Annotated in this window: 12 protein-coding genes; 7 read left to right on the forward strand and 5 right to left on the reverse strand. The window is 46.0% G+C overall.

Features of this window, described 5'->3' with window-relative positions; all coding sequences use genetic code 11:
- Positions 1-60: 60 nt before the first annotated feature.
- Together LZZ85_RS28610 and LZZ85_RS22045 are read right to left on the reverse strand one after the other, a co-directional pair.
- Complete coding sequence (locus tag LZZ85_RS28610; RefSeq protein ID WP_432422779.1) at positions 61-621, reverse strand: sugar O-acetyltransferase; 561 nt, start codon at positions 619-621, stop codon at positions 61-63.
- Between the two features lie 230 nt (positions 622-851).
- Positions 852-1,760, reverse strand: a complete 909-nt coding sequence (locus LZZ85_RS22045) for an alpha/beta fold hydrolase (RefSeq protein WP_237875530.1) — start codon at positions 1,758-1,760, stop codon at positions 852-854.
- 546 nt (positions 1,761-2,306) lie between these two features.
- On the opposite strand from LZZ85_RS22045, the gene LZZ85_RS22050 reads away from it, so the two are divergent.
- The 7 genes from LZZ85_RS22050 (at position 2,307) to LZZ85_RS22080 (ending at position 12,562) form a co-directional block, all read left to right on the forward strand.
- The gene (locus tag LZZ85_RS22050; protein ID WP_237875531.1) at positions 2,307-3,425 is read left to right on the forward strand and encodes an alpha/beta hydrolase-fold protein; all 1,119 of its coding nucleotides are present in this window, start codon (positions 2,307-2,309) and stop codon (positions 3,423-3,425) included.
- Between the two features lie 45 nt (positions 3,426-3,470).
- Positions 3,471-4,637 carry an alpha/beta hydrolase-fold protein gene (locus LZZ85_RS22055; protein ID WP_237875532.1) on the forward strand — a complete coding sequence of 389 codons (1,167 nt, stop codon included), beginning with the start codon at positions 3,471-3,473 and terminating at the stop codon, positions 4,635-4,637.
- Between the two features lie 719 nt (positions 4,638-5,356).
- Positions 5,357-8,506, forward strand: coding sequence for a SusC/RagA family TonB-linked outer membrane protein (locus LZZ85_RS22060; RefSeq protein ID WP_237875533.1), 3,150 nt, complete (start codon positions 5,357-5,359; stop codon positions 8,504-8,506).
- Positions 8,507-8,535: 29 nt separating this feature from the next.
- Positions 8,536-10,068, forward strand: a complete 1,533-nt coding sequence (locus LZZ85_RS22065; protein WP_237875534.1) for a RagB/SusD family nutrient uptake outer membrane protein — start codon at positions 8,536-8,538, stop codon at positions 10,066-10,068.
- 165 nt (positions 10,069-10,233) lie between these two features.
- Positions 10,234-10,812, forward strand: coding sequence for a Crp/Fnr family transcriptional regulator (locus tag LZZ85_RS22070; RefSeq protein WP_237875535.1), 579 nt, complete (start codon positions 10,234-10,236; stop codon positions 10,810-10,812).
- A 356-nt stretch (positions 10,813-11,168) separates the two neighbouring features.
- Complete coding sequence (locus tag LZZ85_RS22075; RefSeq protein ID WP_237875536.1) at positions 11,169-11,765, forward strand: isochorismatase family protein; 597 nt, start codon at positions 11,169-11,171, stop codon at positions 11,763-11,765.
- 59 nt (positions 11,766-11,824) lie between these two features.
- Positions 11,825-12,562 carry a pirin family protein gene (locus tag LZZ85_RS22080; RefSeq protein ID WP_237875537.1) on the forward strand — a complete coding sequence of 246 codons (738 nt, stop codon included), beginning with the start codon at positions 11,825-11,827 and terminating at the stop codon, positions 12,560-12,562.
- Positions 12,563-12,993: 431 nt separating this feature from the next.
- Here the strand turns inward: LZZ85_RS22080 and LZZ85_RS22085 are convergent, their stop codons facing one another.
- The 3 genes from LZZ85_RS22085 to LZZ85_RS22095 are packed head-to-tail and all read right to left on the reverse strand — an operon-like array spanning position 12,994 to position 15,709.
- Positions 12,994-13,452, reverse strand: coding sequence for a ferritin-like domain-containing protein (locus LZZ85_RS22085; RefSeq protein WP_237875538.1), 459 nt, complete (start codon positions 13,450-13,452; stop codon positions 12,994-12,996).
- 21 nt (positions 13,453-13,473) lie between these two features.
- Positions 13,474-15,219: an FAD/NAD(P)-binding protein gene (locus LZZ85_RS22090; RefSeq protein ID WP_237875539.1), complete on the reverse strand. Its 1,746-nt coding sequence runs from the start codon at positions 15,217-15,219 to the stop codon at positions 13,474-13,476.
- 34 nt (positions 15,220-15,253) lie between these two features.
- A complete protein-coding gene (locus LZZ85_RS22095; RefSeq protein ID WP_237875540.1) occupies positions 15,254-15,709 on the reverse strand; it encodes a response regulator in 456 nt (151 codons plus the stop codon).
- Between the last annotated feature and the right edge of the window lie 522 nt (positions 15,710-16,231).

Below are 16,231 nucleotides of genomic sequence, written 5' to 3' on the forward strand. Positions count from 1 at the left end.
GCTGCTTGGCTGAAGATTGTTATTATGTGCGCCAAAGGCAATTTGCCTCCGACGGTAGGCTTAGTTTTCTATCGGCTTCAGCACCTTGCAGGGATTCCCAACGGCAATAACGTTTGCTGGAATATCTTTGGTCACCACACTTCCTGCACCAATGACTGCATTATCTCCGATATTAACGCCGGGCAGCACGACTACATTTCCGCCAAACCACACATTGTTTCCCACACTTATCGGCTTTGCATACTCAAGCCCTTCATTCCTCGTGTGGGCATCGATAGGATGGCCCGCCGTATAAAAATTACAATTGGGGCCGATAAACACGTTATCTCCAAAAGAGACGCGTGCACAGTCAAGGATCACGAGATTGTGGTTAGAGTAAAAGTTTTCTCCTATTTCAATATTATAACCATAGTCACACCAAAAATTCGGTTCGATGAGGAAATTATTCTTCGTACTTCCAATGATCGCCCTGATCAGGGTGTTTCGTTTTTCCATATCAGCGTTTCTGGTTTGATTGTAATCGAAACAAAGGTCTTTACACCTGATACGTTCGTTTATAAGCTCCTGATCATAGTTGGCGTTGTAAAGAAGGCCCTGGGCACATTTTTCTTTTTCAGTCATCATGTTGGGGTAGTTGAGTTTTGCGAAGATAGGGGGAATGGGGAGGTTTCAGAGTTCTATAAGTTTCAGAGGTTCCATAGGTTTCATAGGGTTAAGAAATTATTCTGAACTACTGGTATTAAAAGTTACGTGTTAATGAATACGACATTCGATGTATCACCAGTATCAGACCTCTGGAACCTATGAAACTTATGGAACCTCTGAAACCTCTGCCCCCGAAACGAGAACCTCTATTTACTCCTGGCAAATTTCTCCAGCTCTGTGTTGAATTTATCCATCTCTTCAAAGAAGAGTGCGTGGCCGCTGTTTTCGAATCTGACGATATAAGAGTTTTTGATGCCTTTGTTCAGTTCTTCTGCAAATGCAAAGGGAATCAGTTTGTCTTTGGTGCCCTGGAATATTGCAACGGGGATATTTATTTTAGAGAGTTCAGGACGCAGATCAAGATCGCGTAAGGCTGTGATGGATTGGGTGATCGCAAAGGGAGATGCTTCGAGGTTGATATTCTCCAGCCATTTTTCTACATTCTTTGAGATGCTTGTGCCCTGTGCAGGAAAATCTGCGCCGAATCCGGCGATAAGATCCTGCCTGTTGGTTGTTGTGGCTTTTATTAAAGCCGCGGCGTCGGCCGGTGCTACACCATGGGGAGAACCTTCTCTTTTTATCCATGAAGGAGCTGCTGCTGCGAACAAAGCGAGTTTGCTGATATGCACGGAGTTGTATTTTGTGATGTAGTGAAGAACTACGGCGCCGCCCATTGAAAAGCCACCCAGCACAGCATCCTTTATCTTCAGCTTTTCAAGCACCACTTTGATGTCATCAGAAAAAACATCAAAGTCGTATTTGCCAAACGGTTTATCTGATTTTCCAAAACCGCGAAGGCTGATACCGATCACCCTGAATCCTTTTTGCGCGAAGTATTGGTATTGATATTCATACATAGCGTCGCTAAGCGGCCAGCCATGAATGAGCACGATCGGTTGACCATTGCCCAGGTCGGTAACGTGGAGTTTTACGTTTTTCTCCACTTCGATGTATTCTTCTCTTCCAGCTGATGCTGGTATTCTTTTCCCTTGTGCGTGAAGAGTCTGTGTGAAAAGAGAAACGAGGAAGATGAGTGATAAGATTGTCTTTTTCATGTTGTTTGATTTTATCTGTGGTTATGTTGATTTGATAACACAAAATTGCAGCGAATTGGAGTGCCAGGGAATGGACGTTGGTCGAAGAGTCTTGTACAATTTTCCCTGTTTGTTCTTACAGGCTCAACAGAAGGCCTGTTAAATGGATCGTTCTTCAGGTAAAACGAGCGGGTATTAATATTCACAAAGCGACAAAGCATCACTCGCTTCTTTGTTTTATATGGCGGCTGTAAATATTCTGAGCAGGTGATCTTTTTGCCATGATATCGATTGCGATTAATTGTCTTCGATGAATTTTTCTTTACAGCAGCCGGCGCGGGAATTAAATCGCTGAAGTTTTATAAAGTGTTTATAGCCAACAGTTAATTGTTGAGTTTATCGAGAGTAAAAGAATTCTCTGAATCTTGCAATCGATTTCATTTTTAAGAAAAAAGATTACATTAGCATTATAACAAAGAATGCTGGCAGGGGTGAATTCAATTAAAAGCTGCCTCGTTCCAGCGTTCATCAGCGTTTGCGATTGCCGAAAAATATAACACTTGACATATGAAAATTAAACTGCCTCTTTTTATCGCTGCCTGCACCATGGGAAGCAGCATTTGTTTCTCACAGCAAGGAAGCGCTATCAGAGAAGACTTCGTTCCTTCTTCCTTAAATCAGCCGGGCCAGGCATATCCGCAGGTCAATTCACAGGGTTATGCAAGATTCAAGATCATCGCTCCTTCGGCAGATAGTGTAAGGGTCAGCCTTGGTCTGGGTGGCCGCGGCGGTACCAAACTGGAAAGAGCGGCTGATAGTTCGTGGATGGGAACGACTGAAGGGCCGATGGATGAAGGCTTTCACTATTACAATATCAAAATAGACGGCGGAAAATTCAATGATCCCGGTGCGAAGAATTATTATGGTTCTGTTCGTTGGGAAAGCGGCATTGAGATTCCTGCACACGACCAGGATTTTTATGCGTTGAAAAATGTGCCGCATGGAATGGTTCAGCAGGTACTTTTCCCTTCCCCCAGCACCAATACCTCGCGCAGGGCTTTTGTGTATACTCCTCCGGGCTATGAGACTGATTCAAAGGCGCGTTACCCTGTTCTATACCTGCAGCATGGATGGGGCGAAGATGAAACGGCCTGGAGCAATCAGGGGCATGCAAACCTGATCATGGATAACCTCATCGCAGAAGGGAAAATTAAACCGTTTATCATCGTCATGACCTATGGCATGACCAATGAGATCAGGTTCGGCGGGATCAGGGATTTCAAGATAGAACCCTTCCAGGCTGTGCTGGTTGAAGAACTGATCCCTTATGTTGATGCAAATTTCAGAACGGTAGCCAAAGCTTCTCATCGCGGTATGGCAGGTCTGTCAATGGGCGGTATGGAAACCCGTATGATCACGCTCAATAAACCCGATGTGTTTTCGCAGTACGCGTTGCTCAGCGGAGGCCTTTACGCGCCTGAAGACATCAAAGACAAGTCGAAAGTAAAAATGATCTTCCTGAGTTGTGGCAGCAGGGAAAGACCGGAAGGAGTAAAGAGCGCTGCTGAAAAATTGAAAGCGGCCGGGTTCAACGCCGTGCATTATGTTTCGGAAAACACAGGCCATGAATTCCAGACCTGGAGAAGAAGCCTGCGTGAACTCGCTCCACTGTTATTTAAAAATTAGTACATCGCAAGCGTTGCAATTTTTAAGGGTTATAAAATTGAAAAGATGAAAACAAGATCTTTTGCTTCGGTTTGCTGTCTGTTGCTTTTCGGGCAGCTGTGTTTTGCGCAACAGGGGGATCCGGCGGGGAGCTTTAAGCCGGCGAGTACAAATCAACCAGGAAAACTATTTCCGCAGGTGGATGCAACAGGCCGGGTACGCGCCAGTCTGAACGCTCCACAAGCACAGAAAGTGCAGTTGGATATTGGCGGTAAGAAATACGACATGACCAAAGATGAAAAAGGAGTATGGACGGGGGAGTCACTGCCGCAGGATGAGGGCTTTCATTATTACCAGCTGAATGTAGATGGCGTATCGATCCCCGATCCGGGAAGCAGGTATGTTTATGGTGCAGGACGTTGGGGAAGTGGTATCGAAATTCCCGCAGCGGACCAGGACTTCTATGCACTGAAAGATGTGCCGCATGGCCTGATCAGTGAACAGCTTTATTTTTCGAAGCTGACCAATGCATGGAGACGATGTTTTGTTTATACGCCTGCAGAGTATACCTCGAATCCAACTAAAAGATACCCGGTATTATATCTTCAACATGGAAGCTTTGAAGATGAAACAGGCTGGGCGGTGCAGGGCCGGGCCAACCTGATCCTCGATAATCTGATTGCTGAAGGCAAAGCTGTTCCTATGATCATCGTCATGGATAATGGCTATGCGAATTCTCCAAAGGCAAATGGTGCAGCAGGCAGTAAAGCCCAGCCGGTATCTGTGTTCGAAGAGGTGATCACCGGGGAAGTGATCCCGATGATCGATGCAACATTCCGTACGAAGACAAGCAGGCTGGATCGCGCTATTGCCGGACTTTCTATGGGAGCCAATCAAACCATGCGGATCATCCTGAACAGGCAGGATAAGTTTTCTTACATCGGTGCATTCAGCGGCACCCCTAATTACCCCAGTTCGGATGCGTTGGATCCGGCTGTTTTCCTTGAAGGAAAATTCAGGGATGGAGGCGCGATCAATAAGTCATTTAAACTCATCTGGCTGGGTTTGGGAACGAAGGAACCGGATCCATTCCCCGGATCGATTGGGGCCTTTCGTACGATGTTGGATAAACAGGGGATCCGTTATACATGGTATGAATCCAAGGGTACGGCACATGAATGGTTGACGTGGAGAAGAAGTCTGCGGGAATATGCCTCACTGCTGTTTAAATAGACAGGTAAATTTTTGTTCAATGCTCAAATGCGTGAAGGGTTGTTTGGGATCCCTACGCCAATCAATTTTACAGTTTGCTACCAACTGACTTCATTGTCTTACGATCCTGCCAGTGATTAACATGTGTAATATAAATCCTGCCTGAACTTGCTTTACCTGAACCGGGAGAGGATTTGCAAATAGTTTTAAAGGTCATCGTAGCGTTCAACCCACTGAAAGATAATTTATTAGGAAGCTTTTAGCCTTGCCCGCAGACTAAAATTCCTCCTACATGAATTAGTTAAATATTTCAATCGTTTTCATAGGCTAAAATGAGCATAAAAAGCCCTTTTTTCCACAATTTTAATGCAATCGTTTGCAATTCCTGAAAACTACCTATATTAGCTATACGGGCGATGTATATTCTGAGGTACCTCCGACGCCTTATTTCTTCTCATTTATTTTTCGCAGAATATTTTTTAGGTGACCCTTCTGATCTAGTAGCACTGAATTATTGAGGCAGACCATACTGCTGTATTTAGTACGTAAAACGATGTTGCTATGCCATTTTACAAAATGAAATGTTGCCCCGTTATGGGCACAGGTCCCCCTGTATTTATTCCTCCTTATTTCATTAAGTCAGTTATTCCCATTTTGATTCGTCTTGAACAAATAGAATAGCCTGATATGATTTTGCTTTAGTAAACCTTTCCTTTTTAATACCTAAATCTTCTCTGCTTATGTCCAGAAAAACGTTTCTGCACTTCAGGGTCTCGTGCTTATGCCTGTTGCTGCTGCTGAACACCAGCTTATTTGCACAGAATAAGGTCACCGGTAAGGTGATCAACCAGGCCGACAATCAGCCCATTGCCGGGGCTACGGTCCAACAAAAAGGCAATCCATCCAATTCAACGCAAACCGCGGAGGATGGAACATTTTCGATCACCATTCCTGCGGACGCAACACTTGTTGTGAGCACTATAGGATATACACCGCAGGACATTAGTGTAGGAGGACGTGCTAACCTTACTGTCTCCCTGCAAACAAACATCGGATCATTGGATGAAGTGGTAGTGGTAGGTTATGGTACCCAGCGACGCACGCGTGTTACCGGCGCCATTTCTACTGTCTCCGGTAAAACCATCGGTGAACTGGCTGTTCCAAGTGTATCGGAGGCTTTACAAGGCCGTGTTGCCGGCGTGCAGGTAACTTCGAATGGTAGTCCCGGCACTCCACCCATCGTTCGTATCAGGGGGATCAGTTCGATCAGCTTCGCATCCGATCCGCTTTATGTAGTGGACGGATTCCCCACGGGAGATCTCGCGGCTATTGATACAAGAGATATAGAGTCAGTGGATGTGTTGAAGGATGCTTCTGCCGCTGCCATCTATGGATCCCGTGCCACCAATGGTGTGATCATCATCACCACTAAGAAAGGTAAATCAGATGGAAAGATCCAGGTGAGCCTCGACTCTTATTATGGGATACAAAGGATCACAGACAGGCTGGATCTGCTCAATACAGAGCAATTCATGCAGTATGCACTGGCCTACCGTGGCTCGCAGATCCCCCGTTTGACCGCGCCGATGATCAATGAACAAATATATACAGGCGCCAACCAGACTTATGGTCAGACAAATACCAACTGGCAGGATGCTTATTTCCAGAATGGAAATCTAACTCAGCATAATATCGGTGTGTCCGGTGGAAATGATAAATCCCGCTTCTATACTTCGGCTGGTTTTATGGATCAGAACGGCACTACTCCTTCCGTAGGTTATCGCCGCTATAATTTCCGTGTTAATTCCGAACACCAGATCAGCCGCATGTTCACGTTTGGACAGAATTTATATGCTGCGTTTTCCGATCAGGCTTATGATGCCAATGAACAGGGCTCCCGTTCGAACCTGGTCAATGTGATCCGTATAATGCCTCACATGCCTGTTTATGATCCCACAACTGTAGGCGGTTATCGCGGTGTGAACAGTGTACTGGATGGCGGTGATCCTACTAACCCCGTCGAAGATGCTGCCTTAAAGAATCCGGCAAACCGCAAGACAGTTAAACTACTGGGTACTGCATTTCTGGATATCAAATTCACCAGCTGGCTGAAGTTCCGCTCTACATTCGGAGTGGATTATGCAAATGGCCTCGACTATCGTTTCCAGCCGATCTTTGATGATAAAGGTACCATTGCCGGTTCAAATGCCACGCAGGCTACTATCACGAACAATCGCGGTATTTCAACGGTGTTATTATATACTGAACAACTTTCTTTCGATAAAGTATTCGGTGATCATCATATCAACGCGATCGCTGTATATGAACAGCAAAGCCAAAGAGGCATTTCAGAAAATGCAAGAGGCAACCAGGCTTCCAACAATCTCCGCACGCTGAATAACGCGACCAACGTATCGGTGACTTCTACTACCGGGGAGAATACACTGATGTCAATTCTCGGTCGGGTGAACTATGACTTCCAGGGGAAATACCTGGTGAGTGGTGCGATCCGCCGCGATGGTTTGTCGGTTTGGGCGCCTGGAAAAAAATGGGCAACCTTCCCTTCAGCATCGGTTGGCTGGAGAATAGACCAGGAAAACTTCATGAAGAATGTAAAACTGATCTCAGAGCTGAAGGTGAGAGCTGGTTATGGTATCACTGGTTTGAATGGTACCGTACTGGGCAATACACCGTGGCTCGTGAGTGTGAATGCCAACAGTGCGGTATATCCATTTAATAATAATAATGGTAATGGTCCGGCTTCTTCTATACCCGGCCTTGGTAACAAGGAGCTGGAATGGGAGAAGACAAAACAGTTGAACATCGGGCTTGATCTCGGTATACTGAACAATAAAATCTCCCTGACGGCCGAATATTTTAAACGTAATACGGATAACCTTATCCTGGATGTGCCGCTGCCTCCTTCCTATGGGTTTATCAATACCACGGTAAGGCAGAACGTAGCCGGCATGCAAAACAGTGGTTTTGAGTTCCAGGTAACTTATGCGGAACGCCAGAAGGAATTCAAGTGGAATATTTCGGCGAACCTGACGGCTATCACAAATAAAGTAACCCGTCTGGCAGAAGGTGTATCAGGTATCGAACGTGGAGGGGACGCTGATTTTGGAACCTACAATATCACGAATACGGTAGTAGGCCAGCCTATCCAGGCTTTCTATGGCTGGATGGTGCAAGGCATTTTCCAGTCTCAAACGCAGGTGAATGGTGCTGCGGCACAGGTGAACCCGAATGCATCACAAACGTATAATCCGGCGCTTCATACTTCGGCAGGCGACCTGCAGTTCGTAGATACGAATAAGGACGGAGTGATCGATGTGAAAGACCGGGTATTCCTGGGAAGTTATCTGCCCAAGTTTACCTATGCATTGAATCTTGGAGCGAACTATCATGGATTTGATGCTTCGATCTTCTTCCAGGGAGTGCAGGGTAATAAGATCTTCAATGCCACTAGAGTGATCACTGAAGGCATGGTCCGTTTCTTCAATGCCGGTACTGCAGTGCTGAATGCATGGACACCTTCAAATACGGCAACAGATATCCCGAGAGCTGTATCAGGTGATCCCAATCAGAATGCACGGCCTTCTACGCGTTTCCTCGAGAATGGTTCTTACCTGCGCCTGAAGAATTTGTCGATCGGTTACCGGATCCCGGCCACCGCGTTGCAATCACTCACAAAGGGTACGGTTGGCAGCTTGCGTATTTACTTCTCCGGTCAGAACCTGCTGACGTTTACCAACTATTCCGGTTTTGATCCGGAGGTTGGGAACAGAACTCCGACGGGAAATAATGCTGCGCTGACAAATGGGATCGATTTCGCTGTGTATCCTCAACCCAAAACTTATCTCATTGGCCTGCAAGCCACTTTTTAATAAGAGTGTTTTGCATTAAAACTATTTATATGAATAACAACATCATTAAATTCATCGCAATGAGTTTCGCGGGGGCGACACTGATCGTTTCCTGCAGTAAGAACCTTGACACTACTGATGAAAATAACCCGACGCAGGAAAGCTATTTCAAAACTGCCAGTGAATTGCAGAATGGAGTGAATGCGATCTATTCCTCCCTTCGTTCCGCCAACCTTGTAGGACGCGAATGGTTTTTCATTCATGATATGCGTGGCGGAGAAACCTGGACAGGCGGTTCGCAATTGGAGCCACCTAGAGCAGAACTGTTGAAACAGGCTTCCCCGGCCGCTACGAATGCTGTCATGACCAGTGTGTGGACCGGCAGCTATCACATGATCAACAGGGCAAACGTGATCCTCAGCAAAGCTGCTGAAGTAACGGACAATACTGCGCTCAGAGATCGTTTGGTCGGCGAAGCGAAATTTCTTCGCGCCTGGGCTTACAATGAATTGGTGTCCATGTGGGGTGATGTGCCGCTGTATCGTGAACCAGTCGCCGGCGTATCGGATTTCAAAGCAAAATCACCAGCTGCTGAGGTATATGCTTCTATCATAACCGACCTGAAAGAGGCTGTGGCAGCACTGCCGTTGAGTTACGGTGGTGGTGACCTGGGCAGGGCAACGAAGGGTGCCGCCAATACACTGTTGGGAAGAGTACTGATGCAGAGCAATGATTATGCTGGCGCGAAGACCGCCCTTTTGCAGGTGTATAATTCAGGACAATACAGCCTCGTTTCGAATTATGCTGAAAATTTCACCGGTGATGTAAAAGATGGAAGTGCCGTGCTTACACTCGGAAATGAATTCAATGCTGAATCGATCTTCGAAGTGGCGTTTGTAGACAGGGGCGACGATGACTTCAACTGGGCTTATATCGGGGAAGGCGCCACTGCCGCCACAACAACCGTAAGAAACCAGGAGTATGGTCCGGTTTGGGGTAATGTGATCCCTTCCGATGCGCTGCTCAATGAATTTGAACCGAATGATCCACGGTATAAGTTCACTTTCTGGGAGATAGGAGATAAGATGCTGACCAAAGGCGGCACAGTACCAGGTGTCACCATCACGCCTGCCGACCTGAACGTGGATGCAAGCATCCGCAATGGTGTGTCTATGAAAAGGATCTTCAAAAAGTATTCGATCCTTGACTGGAGAAATCCATCCTACCACCCGGGTGGTGTTAATCAGCGTTTGATGCGCTATGCTGATGTATTGCTGATGCTCGCTGAATGTGAGGCAGAAGTGGGAACACCCGGCCAGGCGGCGATCTATATCAACATGGTGAGGGCAAGACCAAGTGTGAGCATGCCCGGTGTAGTGTTGGGTTCAAAACAACAGGCTCTTGCAGCTGTAATGCATGAGCGTTTAGTGGAGCTGTCCGGTGAAGAGGTGAATAATATTGACATTCTCCGTTGGAGAGCGAAGAATTATTATCCATCGATCAGACCTGATCCGAAAGCAGGACAGGTGAACCTGTTCCCGATCCCGTTTGCGGAAACATCAACTAATCCGAAGATCCAGTAGACAAGTTGTTTTCTTATTGCAAGGCCATTATATGCTACAAGCATGTAATGGCCTTTTTATTTTCATTTCCCTTTTTTTCATTCTGCGGGTGATGAAAGATGTTTTTTATTTTCTTCCGTGCTATATTTAATGATATAGTTTTGCATATCTCAAGCATGAAAGATTATGTACGAAGCCCTTTTTGATTATATTACCCGCTACAGTGGTCAAACGCTTACGGAAAAAGACCAGGAGATCATCCGTGGCGCAATGGAGCCAAAGAAGCTGCGGAAAAAACAGTATTTCCTTGAAGAAGGCAAGGTTTGCAAGTACACCGGTTTTATTTTAAAAGGAGCGATGCGTCAGTTCAGCGTTGATGACAACGGCACTGAGCATATACTGCAGTTAACCATCGAAAACTGGTGGGTGGTAGACCGGCAAAGTTTTATGAATCAAACACCTTCCCGGTATTTTATAGAGGCCTGGGAAGACACTGAATTATTACTGCTGCCAAGGCCGCAGCTGGATACAATTTTAGCCATTCCCGCCATCAACGCGATGTTCTGGCAAATGAGCGAGAATAATCATATCGCATCGCAAAAACGTCTGGACGATACGATCAGCCTGAATGCTGTCAGCCGGTTTGAGAACTTCCAAAAACAGTATCCGGAGATAATGCAGCGTTTCCCTTTACACCAGATAGCTTCTTACCTGGGAATTGCCAGGGAGACGCTAAGCAGGATAAGGAGACCGGATGCGCATTGAGTTGCTCTTCGATCCATTCATACAGCTAATCGTTACCCAAATTTTCAGGCTTGCGTAGGTTCCCGCAGATTTCGCAGACAAATCTCTGTCAACAGCGAATTATCCGCGTGTTCCGCGTATTCGAATAAAGAAATATTCATTGGCAAAATGATATTCGAATCATAGTAAGCGCCAAATCTGCGAAATATGCGGGAACCTTACGCCCTTTATAAATTCGGATAACGATTAGATCCATACAAGAAGGCTTGCTGTGACTTTTGTCACGAACCGATTGTGACAAAGGTCATCGTCTTACCCTTCATCGCAGAAGTAGTTTTGTTCTGTAATCAACAATTACTCAACAAAAACTATAAAAGATGAAAAAGTTCGCAATTAACAACACCGTTATTTTATTGATCGATCACCAGGAAGGAACGCTCAATTTTTCCGCTAACCGTCCGCATGAAGTGATCATTTCCAGAGCGCGTGCGCTCGCAAGAATTGCCAAAGATCTTGATATTCCCGTTGTGCTCACAACAAGCCAGGAGGATATGGTGCAAGGCCCGCTGATCAAAGATCTCCAGGAGATACTGCCTGAACAATTTGCAAGCAGGGTGAAACGAGCCGGCATTACCAACGCCTGGACAGATCCTGCGTTCCGCGAAGCGGTATTAAAAGCAGCTGATGGAAGAAAGAACGTGATCATGGCGGGCTTAACCAATGATGTATGTATCGTTTGGCCAGCTATCTCCATGCAGGAAGAAGGCTTCGACGTACAGGTGGTTATTGATGGAGGTGGTTCTCCCACCCAAATCGCGGAAGATGTAGCACGTGATACCTGGGAATCACAGGGTGTAAGAACCACAACGATCAATCAGTTCGTATCAGAGCTTGTGCATAGCTGGGCAACTCCGGAGGGAGAGAAAGTAAAACCTATTCTGGCGGAAGAGATCTTTTCCCTGCTGTTCAAATAAACTTCCTGTGCCGTGCCGCTGGCAGGCACGGCATAATCAATCTATTTAATTCATCAATCATGTTACAGAAAATTTCCAACAGCGCATTCAAAGGGCACGGACCGATCCAGGTGTTATATCCCGGACTGAGTATGGCTGATAACGATTCAGGAATTGGAAGCATTGGCCGTATTGATCATGCACACTTCGAAGGCAAATTTCATATCGCCATGCACCCGCATATCAATGATGAGATCTTATCCTATTTCAGGACAGGTAAAGTACGTCACCTGGATTCAGAAGGCTTTAGTGAAACCATCGGCGGTAAACGCCTGATGCTGATGAAGGCTGGCCGCCGGTTCTATCATGAAGAAGATATCGACGGAGAAGCGGAGGCTCAGGAAGGTCTGCAAATTTTTATCCGGCCTGGCGAAAAAGATCTCGAACCAAAGGTCTTATTCGAAGACCTGGATGAACTCTACAGCGAGAATGAATGGCGGCTGCTTGCGTCGCCGGAACCTGCCAGTGAATTGCAATTCAGCAGCAAAACATGGATCTATGATATCAAATTGCATAAAGAGGTTGTTGTTCCGCTGCCGTCACTGCCGGCAAAGGATCTCACGGGGTTGTTATACGTATTCAATGGAAGTGTGTTGGTAAATCAAACGGTCGGACTGAATAAGAAAGAAGCAATTATTTTCCGGCAAGAAGAGCTTTCCATCCACGGCGATACTGACACGGAACTGGTGCTATTCCTGACTGACGAAACTGCTTCGATCTTCAAACGGGGAATGTATAGTGGCAACCAGGTACATTGACTAAAAACGGATCCTGCGAATCATCTCAGGAAACAAAAATACAGGGCGGCCCAAATACCCAATATGAATATGCCCGGCATTACTTCTGAATGCCACTTTTCGCGGAAGTTCTTTCTAATAAAAATGAGAAATAAAACATAACCCAAAAAAGCTATGGTAAGACCGATCGTAATAAACGGGAATAGCATGTTGTATTAGTTTTAGAGATGATCAAGATAGTATTTTTTAAGACCTGACCGCCATGTTCTGCAAAATATCGGATCCGACCGCGGTATCATAAGCGATAAAAAATAACAATCATATCCTTTACTGCAACTAAGCTTAAATCTTCCCGCCTCACAGGTTTTTTGGATGGTTACAGGACCAGTTAAAAAAAAGCGACGGATCAGCCTTATAAAAATGCTGATTCGTCGCCCTCTATTACCGTAAGGTTATGCCACTGAGTCGCGGAGCATTTTGATCTTATCATGTGCCGCCTTGATCTCTACCGCCTGTTGAGCTACCAGGGTTGCTGCGCTGCCGATCAATTTTCCTTCTTTGATCGCTGTTTCGTACGCTTTCTTGATCGCGTCTTCACCGCGTTCTGCTTCCGCAAGAATACTTTTGCGATCGTTTCCGCCGAAAAGCGATTTGATATCGATCCATGCGCGATGCATGGTGCCTGCAAAACTGTTATCTGTTTCTGGCTCACCACCGCCGGACGCAACTGCTGCGGTAAGTTCCTGTGAGAACTTGCGGCTCTGTGTTGCATATTCCTGGAAAACTGCTTTAAGGTCTATATTTTCGTCTTTGATATCTGCCATTGCTTTTTCAAATCCGGCAATACGATCGTTGTTGATCTCAATGAGGTCATTGAGCACACTGTTTTTTGTTTCTGTCATTGTAGCCATAAAAAAATGATTTTGTATGTATCAAGAGGCAAGTAGCATGCCACCATGTTTTTTCATCTCCGCTACTATAAGATCTGATGCTTTATCACAGAAATCCAGACCTGAATAATCCGGGTTGTAGCCACCCATAAAAGGCACAGCCATCATAAAGATGCGGTCGCTCGGTTCGCCCTTTTCACTGATCACCTGGAAGGCATCATTAATAGCGATACCTGCAAGGGATAAAAAGCAGCAGGTCTTTTGTGGCTGAATTTTTTTATGACCCTGTTCGTATAATGCGAAGCCTGCCTCGGGATCCCTGAACCTCACTTTGGCCCCCGAAACGATCTGGTCTTTTACGAGGCTCGGAAACGGTAATTCCTCCCGGGAAAGATGCGGTTGTCCAATGCTGTCAACGAAGTAATCAAACGACTTTTCGATACGTTCATCGTTCAATTGATAAACGATCGTTGCGCCTCCTTCTGAACGCGGGATCACTTCACTGTCATCACCTACGCTGATAAGTTCGAGCAGCCCCGCATTATGTAATGCAAGCATTTCTTCAACGGAGCTTTGAGGTATATAGGCGATCACGATCGATATAAGCGGGAGCAGGGTTTTATGCAGCCGCTGCATGTCTTCTCCCGAAAAGTATTTTGCGGGATAGTTCATTGTGAAGCTTAAAGAGCCGAGCATTTCCTTCCAGTGAATGGATTTTTTTTGCCGGATCGATTCCTCTGCTTCGTCGTATTCTTTTTTCAGTAGTTCAAACGGGGGCATATTTTCCCGGTAGTTCATCACATATTCCACAAAGTCTTCCATACTCATGTGTTCTATTTTTTTATAGAACGATGGATTGGCTTCAACGAGTGGTTGTTTAAAATTTCTTTCAAATACCTCGTCAAGCGGAAGAAATCCATTGTTTGCTTCGCGGATGAGATCAACCTGATCTTCCGTCAGTGTATTGCCTCGATGGAGTTGTGAATCTTCCAGGTGGAACCTGACGGCCGGAAGCAAACCGGAGCGGGAAAATAGAGTGATACGAAAACCGTTGTATTCGGGTTCTGGTGTATATGTACAGTTCTTTCTATCACGTGTATAATGAAACGCGCCATTTGCTCTTGCCAGGGTACGTATGGCATCGATCGCAGTCAATGACGATCCGCGAATGGCAACCGGTTTGCCAGTCAGCCCGCGCAGTTTGGCGGGAGGATAGGGGGAGTCAAAATAACCGGGTACTTTCCCTTCATGACTAACAGGCCAGTAATGCCCCGAACAAATAACGACCTTATCAAATGTCAACCAGCCATCGTGATCAAGCTGTATGCTGACGCGTCCTGAAATCTGTTCGTCACGTATGTCGGTTACATTGACACCTGTATGTGTATTCACTTCTATTCCTTTTTGACGGCCCTGCTCCAGCCATTCTTCAAATTGCGCAGACAGGTAATGGCCAAACAGTAATCGCGGTAACACTTTATATTCATGAAATCTGGCCGGATCGATGTCGAACTGCTTCAGCCATTCATGGTCCTGCTGTTTGACCCAGGCTTCAAGCGATTCCCGGAGATCAGGGATCTCATTCCCGGAAACATTGGTGATGTGTTCGTAGTCTGCCCCTTCTTCACTGTAAGGCATTCCCATTCCAAGTGTCTGCTTTCGTTCGAAAACATGAACAGCAATGGAGAGTGTTGACTGTTGAACCAACTTTTTTAACATATACAGCGCGCTTGGCCCGCCGCCAATGAGTGCTATGTTCAGAATACGGCTGGTGGAATTATGGCTCATCGTTTAAAATGCTTTGCGTATCTCCCGCAGATTTCTATATAATATTGTTGGAATTTTGATGCGTGATCATCTTTATACCTTCCCTGGATCTGGCAGATCTGGTTCGGTGTTGTGAATGATCTGGCAGTGTTCGGGCGATGAATTGCTTAAGCATGCTGTCGAATGCTGCGCCGTCATAAGGCTTGTGCAAGACCGCGTCGGCTTTGCAGGCAGCTGCAACCTGATGGATATTGTCATTCCCCGAGAACAGGACTACGGGAATATGCTGAGTGCAATCAGACGTTTTCAATAGCTGACAAAGGGTGCCGCCATCCACTCCCTGCATACTGATATCCATAAGGATCAGGCCGGGCTGCAACCTGATCACATTGTCAAGTAAATGTGCAGCATTTAAACTTGTAGATACTTCATATCCTGCGCGGGACAGTTTTGCTTTTAAGAGAATAAGCACGTCCACTTCATCATCCACTAATAATATCTGGGTTTGCATGTCAGCTATACTTTAAAATTGCCTGTACGGATCATGGTATTAATTTATCAACAACTCCGCCAGTTATTCAACACTTCGTGTTACCGGCAAAAATCACATAACCTTGTAAGGGCCGGTCCCTGAAAAAATGATGATTGTGTTTAAAAGAAAAGGCGGCGAGGCTGAATGGGCCGGCGGTTCGCTTTAAAAACGTTACATGAACAGGGAGAGATGAGGAAATGTGTTCCATAAGGGGTGCCCGTATGGGAAAAAACATACGCTGACCGAAAGTTTCCGGCTGGAGAAGCGTAGCCTTATGTTCAATGGCTGTTAGCAATTGATGCATTGACAGACTGCTGATCCGGCAAGTCTGAAAGACGGGAAAGAATAAGGAAATGCTCCCTAGTGACGCTAATTGGTACCCAAATTTTTCGCCGGGCTGCTTCCTTCAGATAGTTTAAGTTCCTCCGAAGGAGCGCGGCGGACGCGGCGATACGCGGCGGACGCAGCGAAAACAGCCATAGGACGTCTTGTATTTTCGCC

The sequence above is a fragment of the Terrimonas ginsenosidimutans genome, assembly GCF_022012415.1.
GTDB lineage: Bacteria > Bacteroidota > Bacteroidia > Chitinophagales > Chitinophagaceae > Terrimonas_A > Terrimonas_A ginsenosidimutans.

Coding starts and splice junctions, on each gene's coding strand:
- LZZ85_RS22080 (WP_237875537.1), top strand. CDS start 11,825: ATGTTACAGAAAATTTCCAACAGCGCATTCAAAGGGCACGGACCGATC.
- LZZ85_RS22085 (WP_237875538.1), bottom strand. CDS start 13,452: ATGGCTACAATGACAGAAACAAAAAACAGTGTGCTCAATGACCTCATT.
- LZZ85_RS28610 (WP_432422779.1), bottom strand. CDS start 621: ATGACTGAAAAAGAAAAATGTGCCCAGGGCCTTCTTTACAACGCCAAC.
- LZZ85_RS22065 (WP_237875534.1), top strand. CDS start 8,536: ATGAATAACAACATCATTAAATTCATCGCAATGAGTTTCGCGGGGGCG.
- LZZ85_RS22095 (WP_237875540.1), bottom strand. CDS start 15,709: ATGCAAACCCAGATATTATTAGTGGATGATGAAGTGGACGTGCTTATT.
- LZZ85_RS22050 (WP_237875531.1), top strand. CDS start 2,307: ATGAAAATTAAACTGCCTCTTTTTATCGCTGCCTGCACCATGGGAAGC.
- LZZ85_RS22075 (WP_237875536.1), top strand. CDS start 11,169: ATGAAAAAGTTCGCAATTAACAACACCGTTATTTTATTGATCGATCAC.
- LZZ85_RS22045 (WP_237875530.1), bottom strand. CDS start 1,760: ATGAAAAAGACAATCTTATCACTCATCTTCCTCGTTTCTCTTTTCACA.
- LZZ85_RS22070 (WP_237875535.1), top strand. CDS start 10,234: ATGTACGAAGCCCTTTTTGATTATATTACCCGCTACAGTGGTCAAACG.
- LZZ85_RS22060 (WP_237875533.1), top strand. CDS start 5,357: ATGTCCAGAAAAACGTTTCTGCACTTCAGGGTCTCGTGCTTATGCCTG.
- LZZ85_RS22055 (WP_237875532.1), top strand. CDS start 3,471: ATGAAAACAAGATCTTTTGCTTCGGTTTGCTGTCTGTTGCTTTTCGGG.
- LZZ85_RS22090 (WP_237875539.1), bottom strand. CDS start 15,219: ATGAGCCATAATTCCACCAGCCGTATTCTGAACATAGCACTCATTGGC.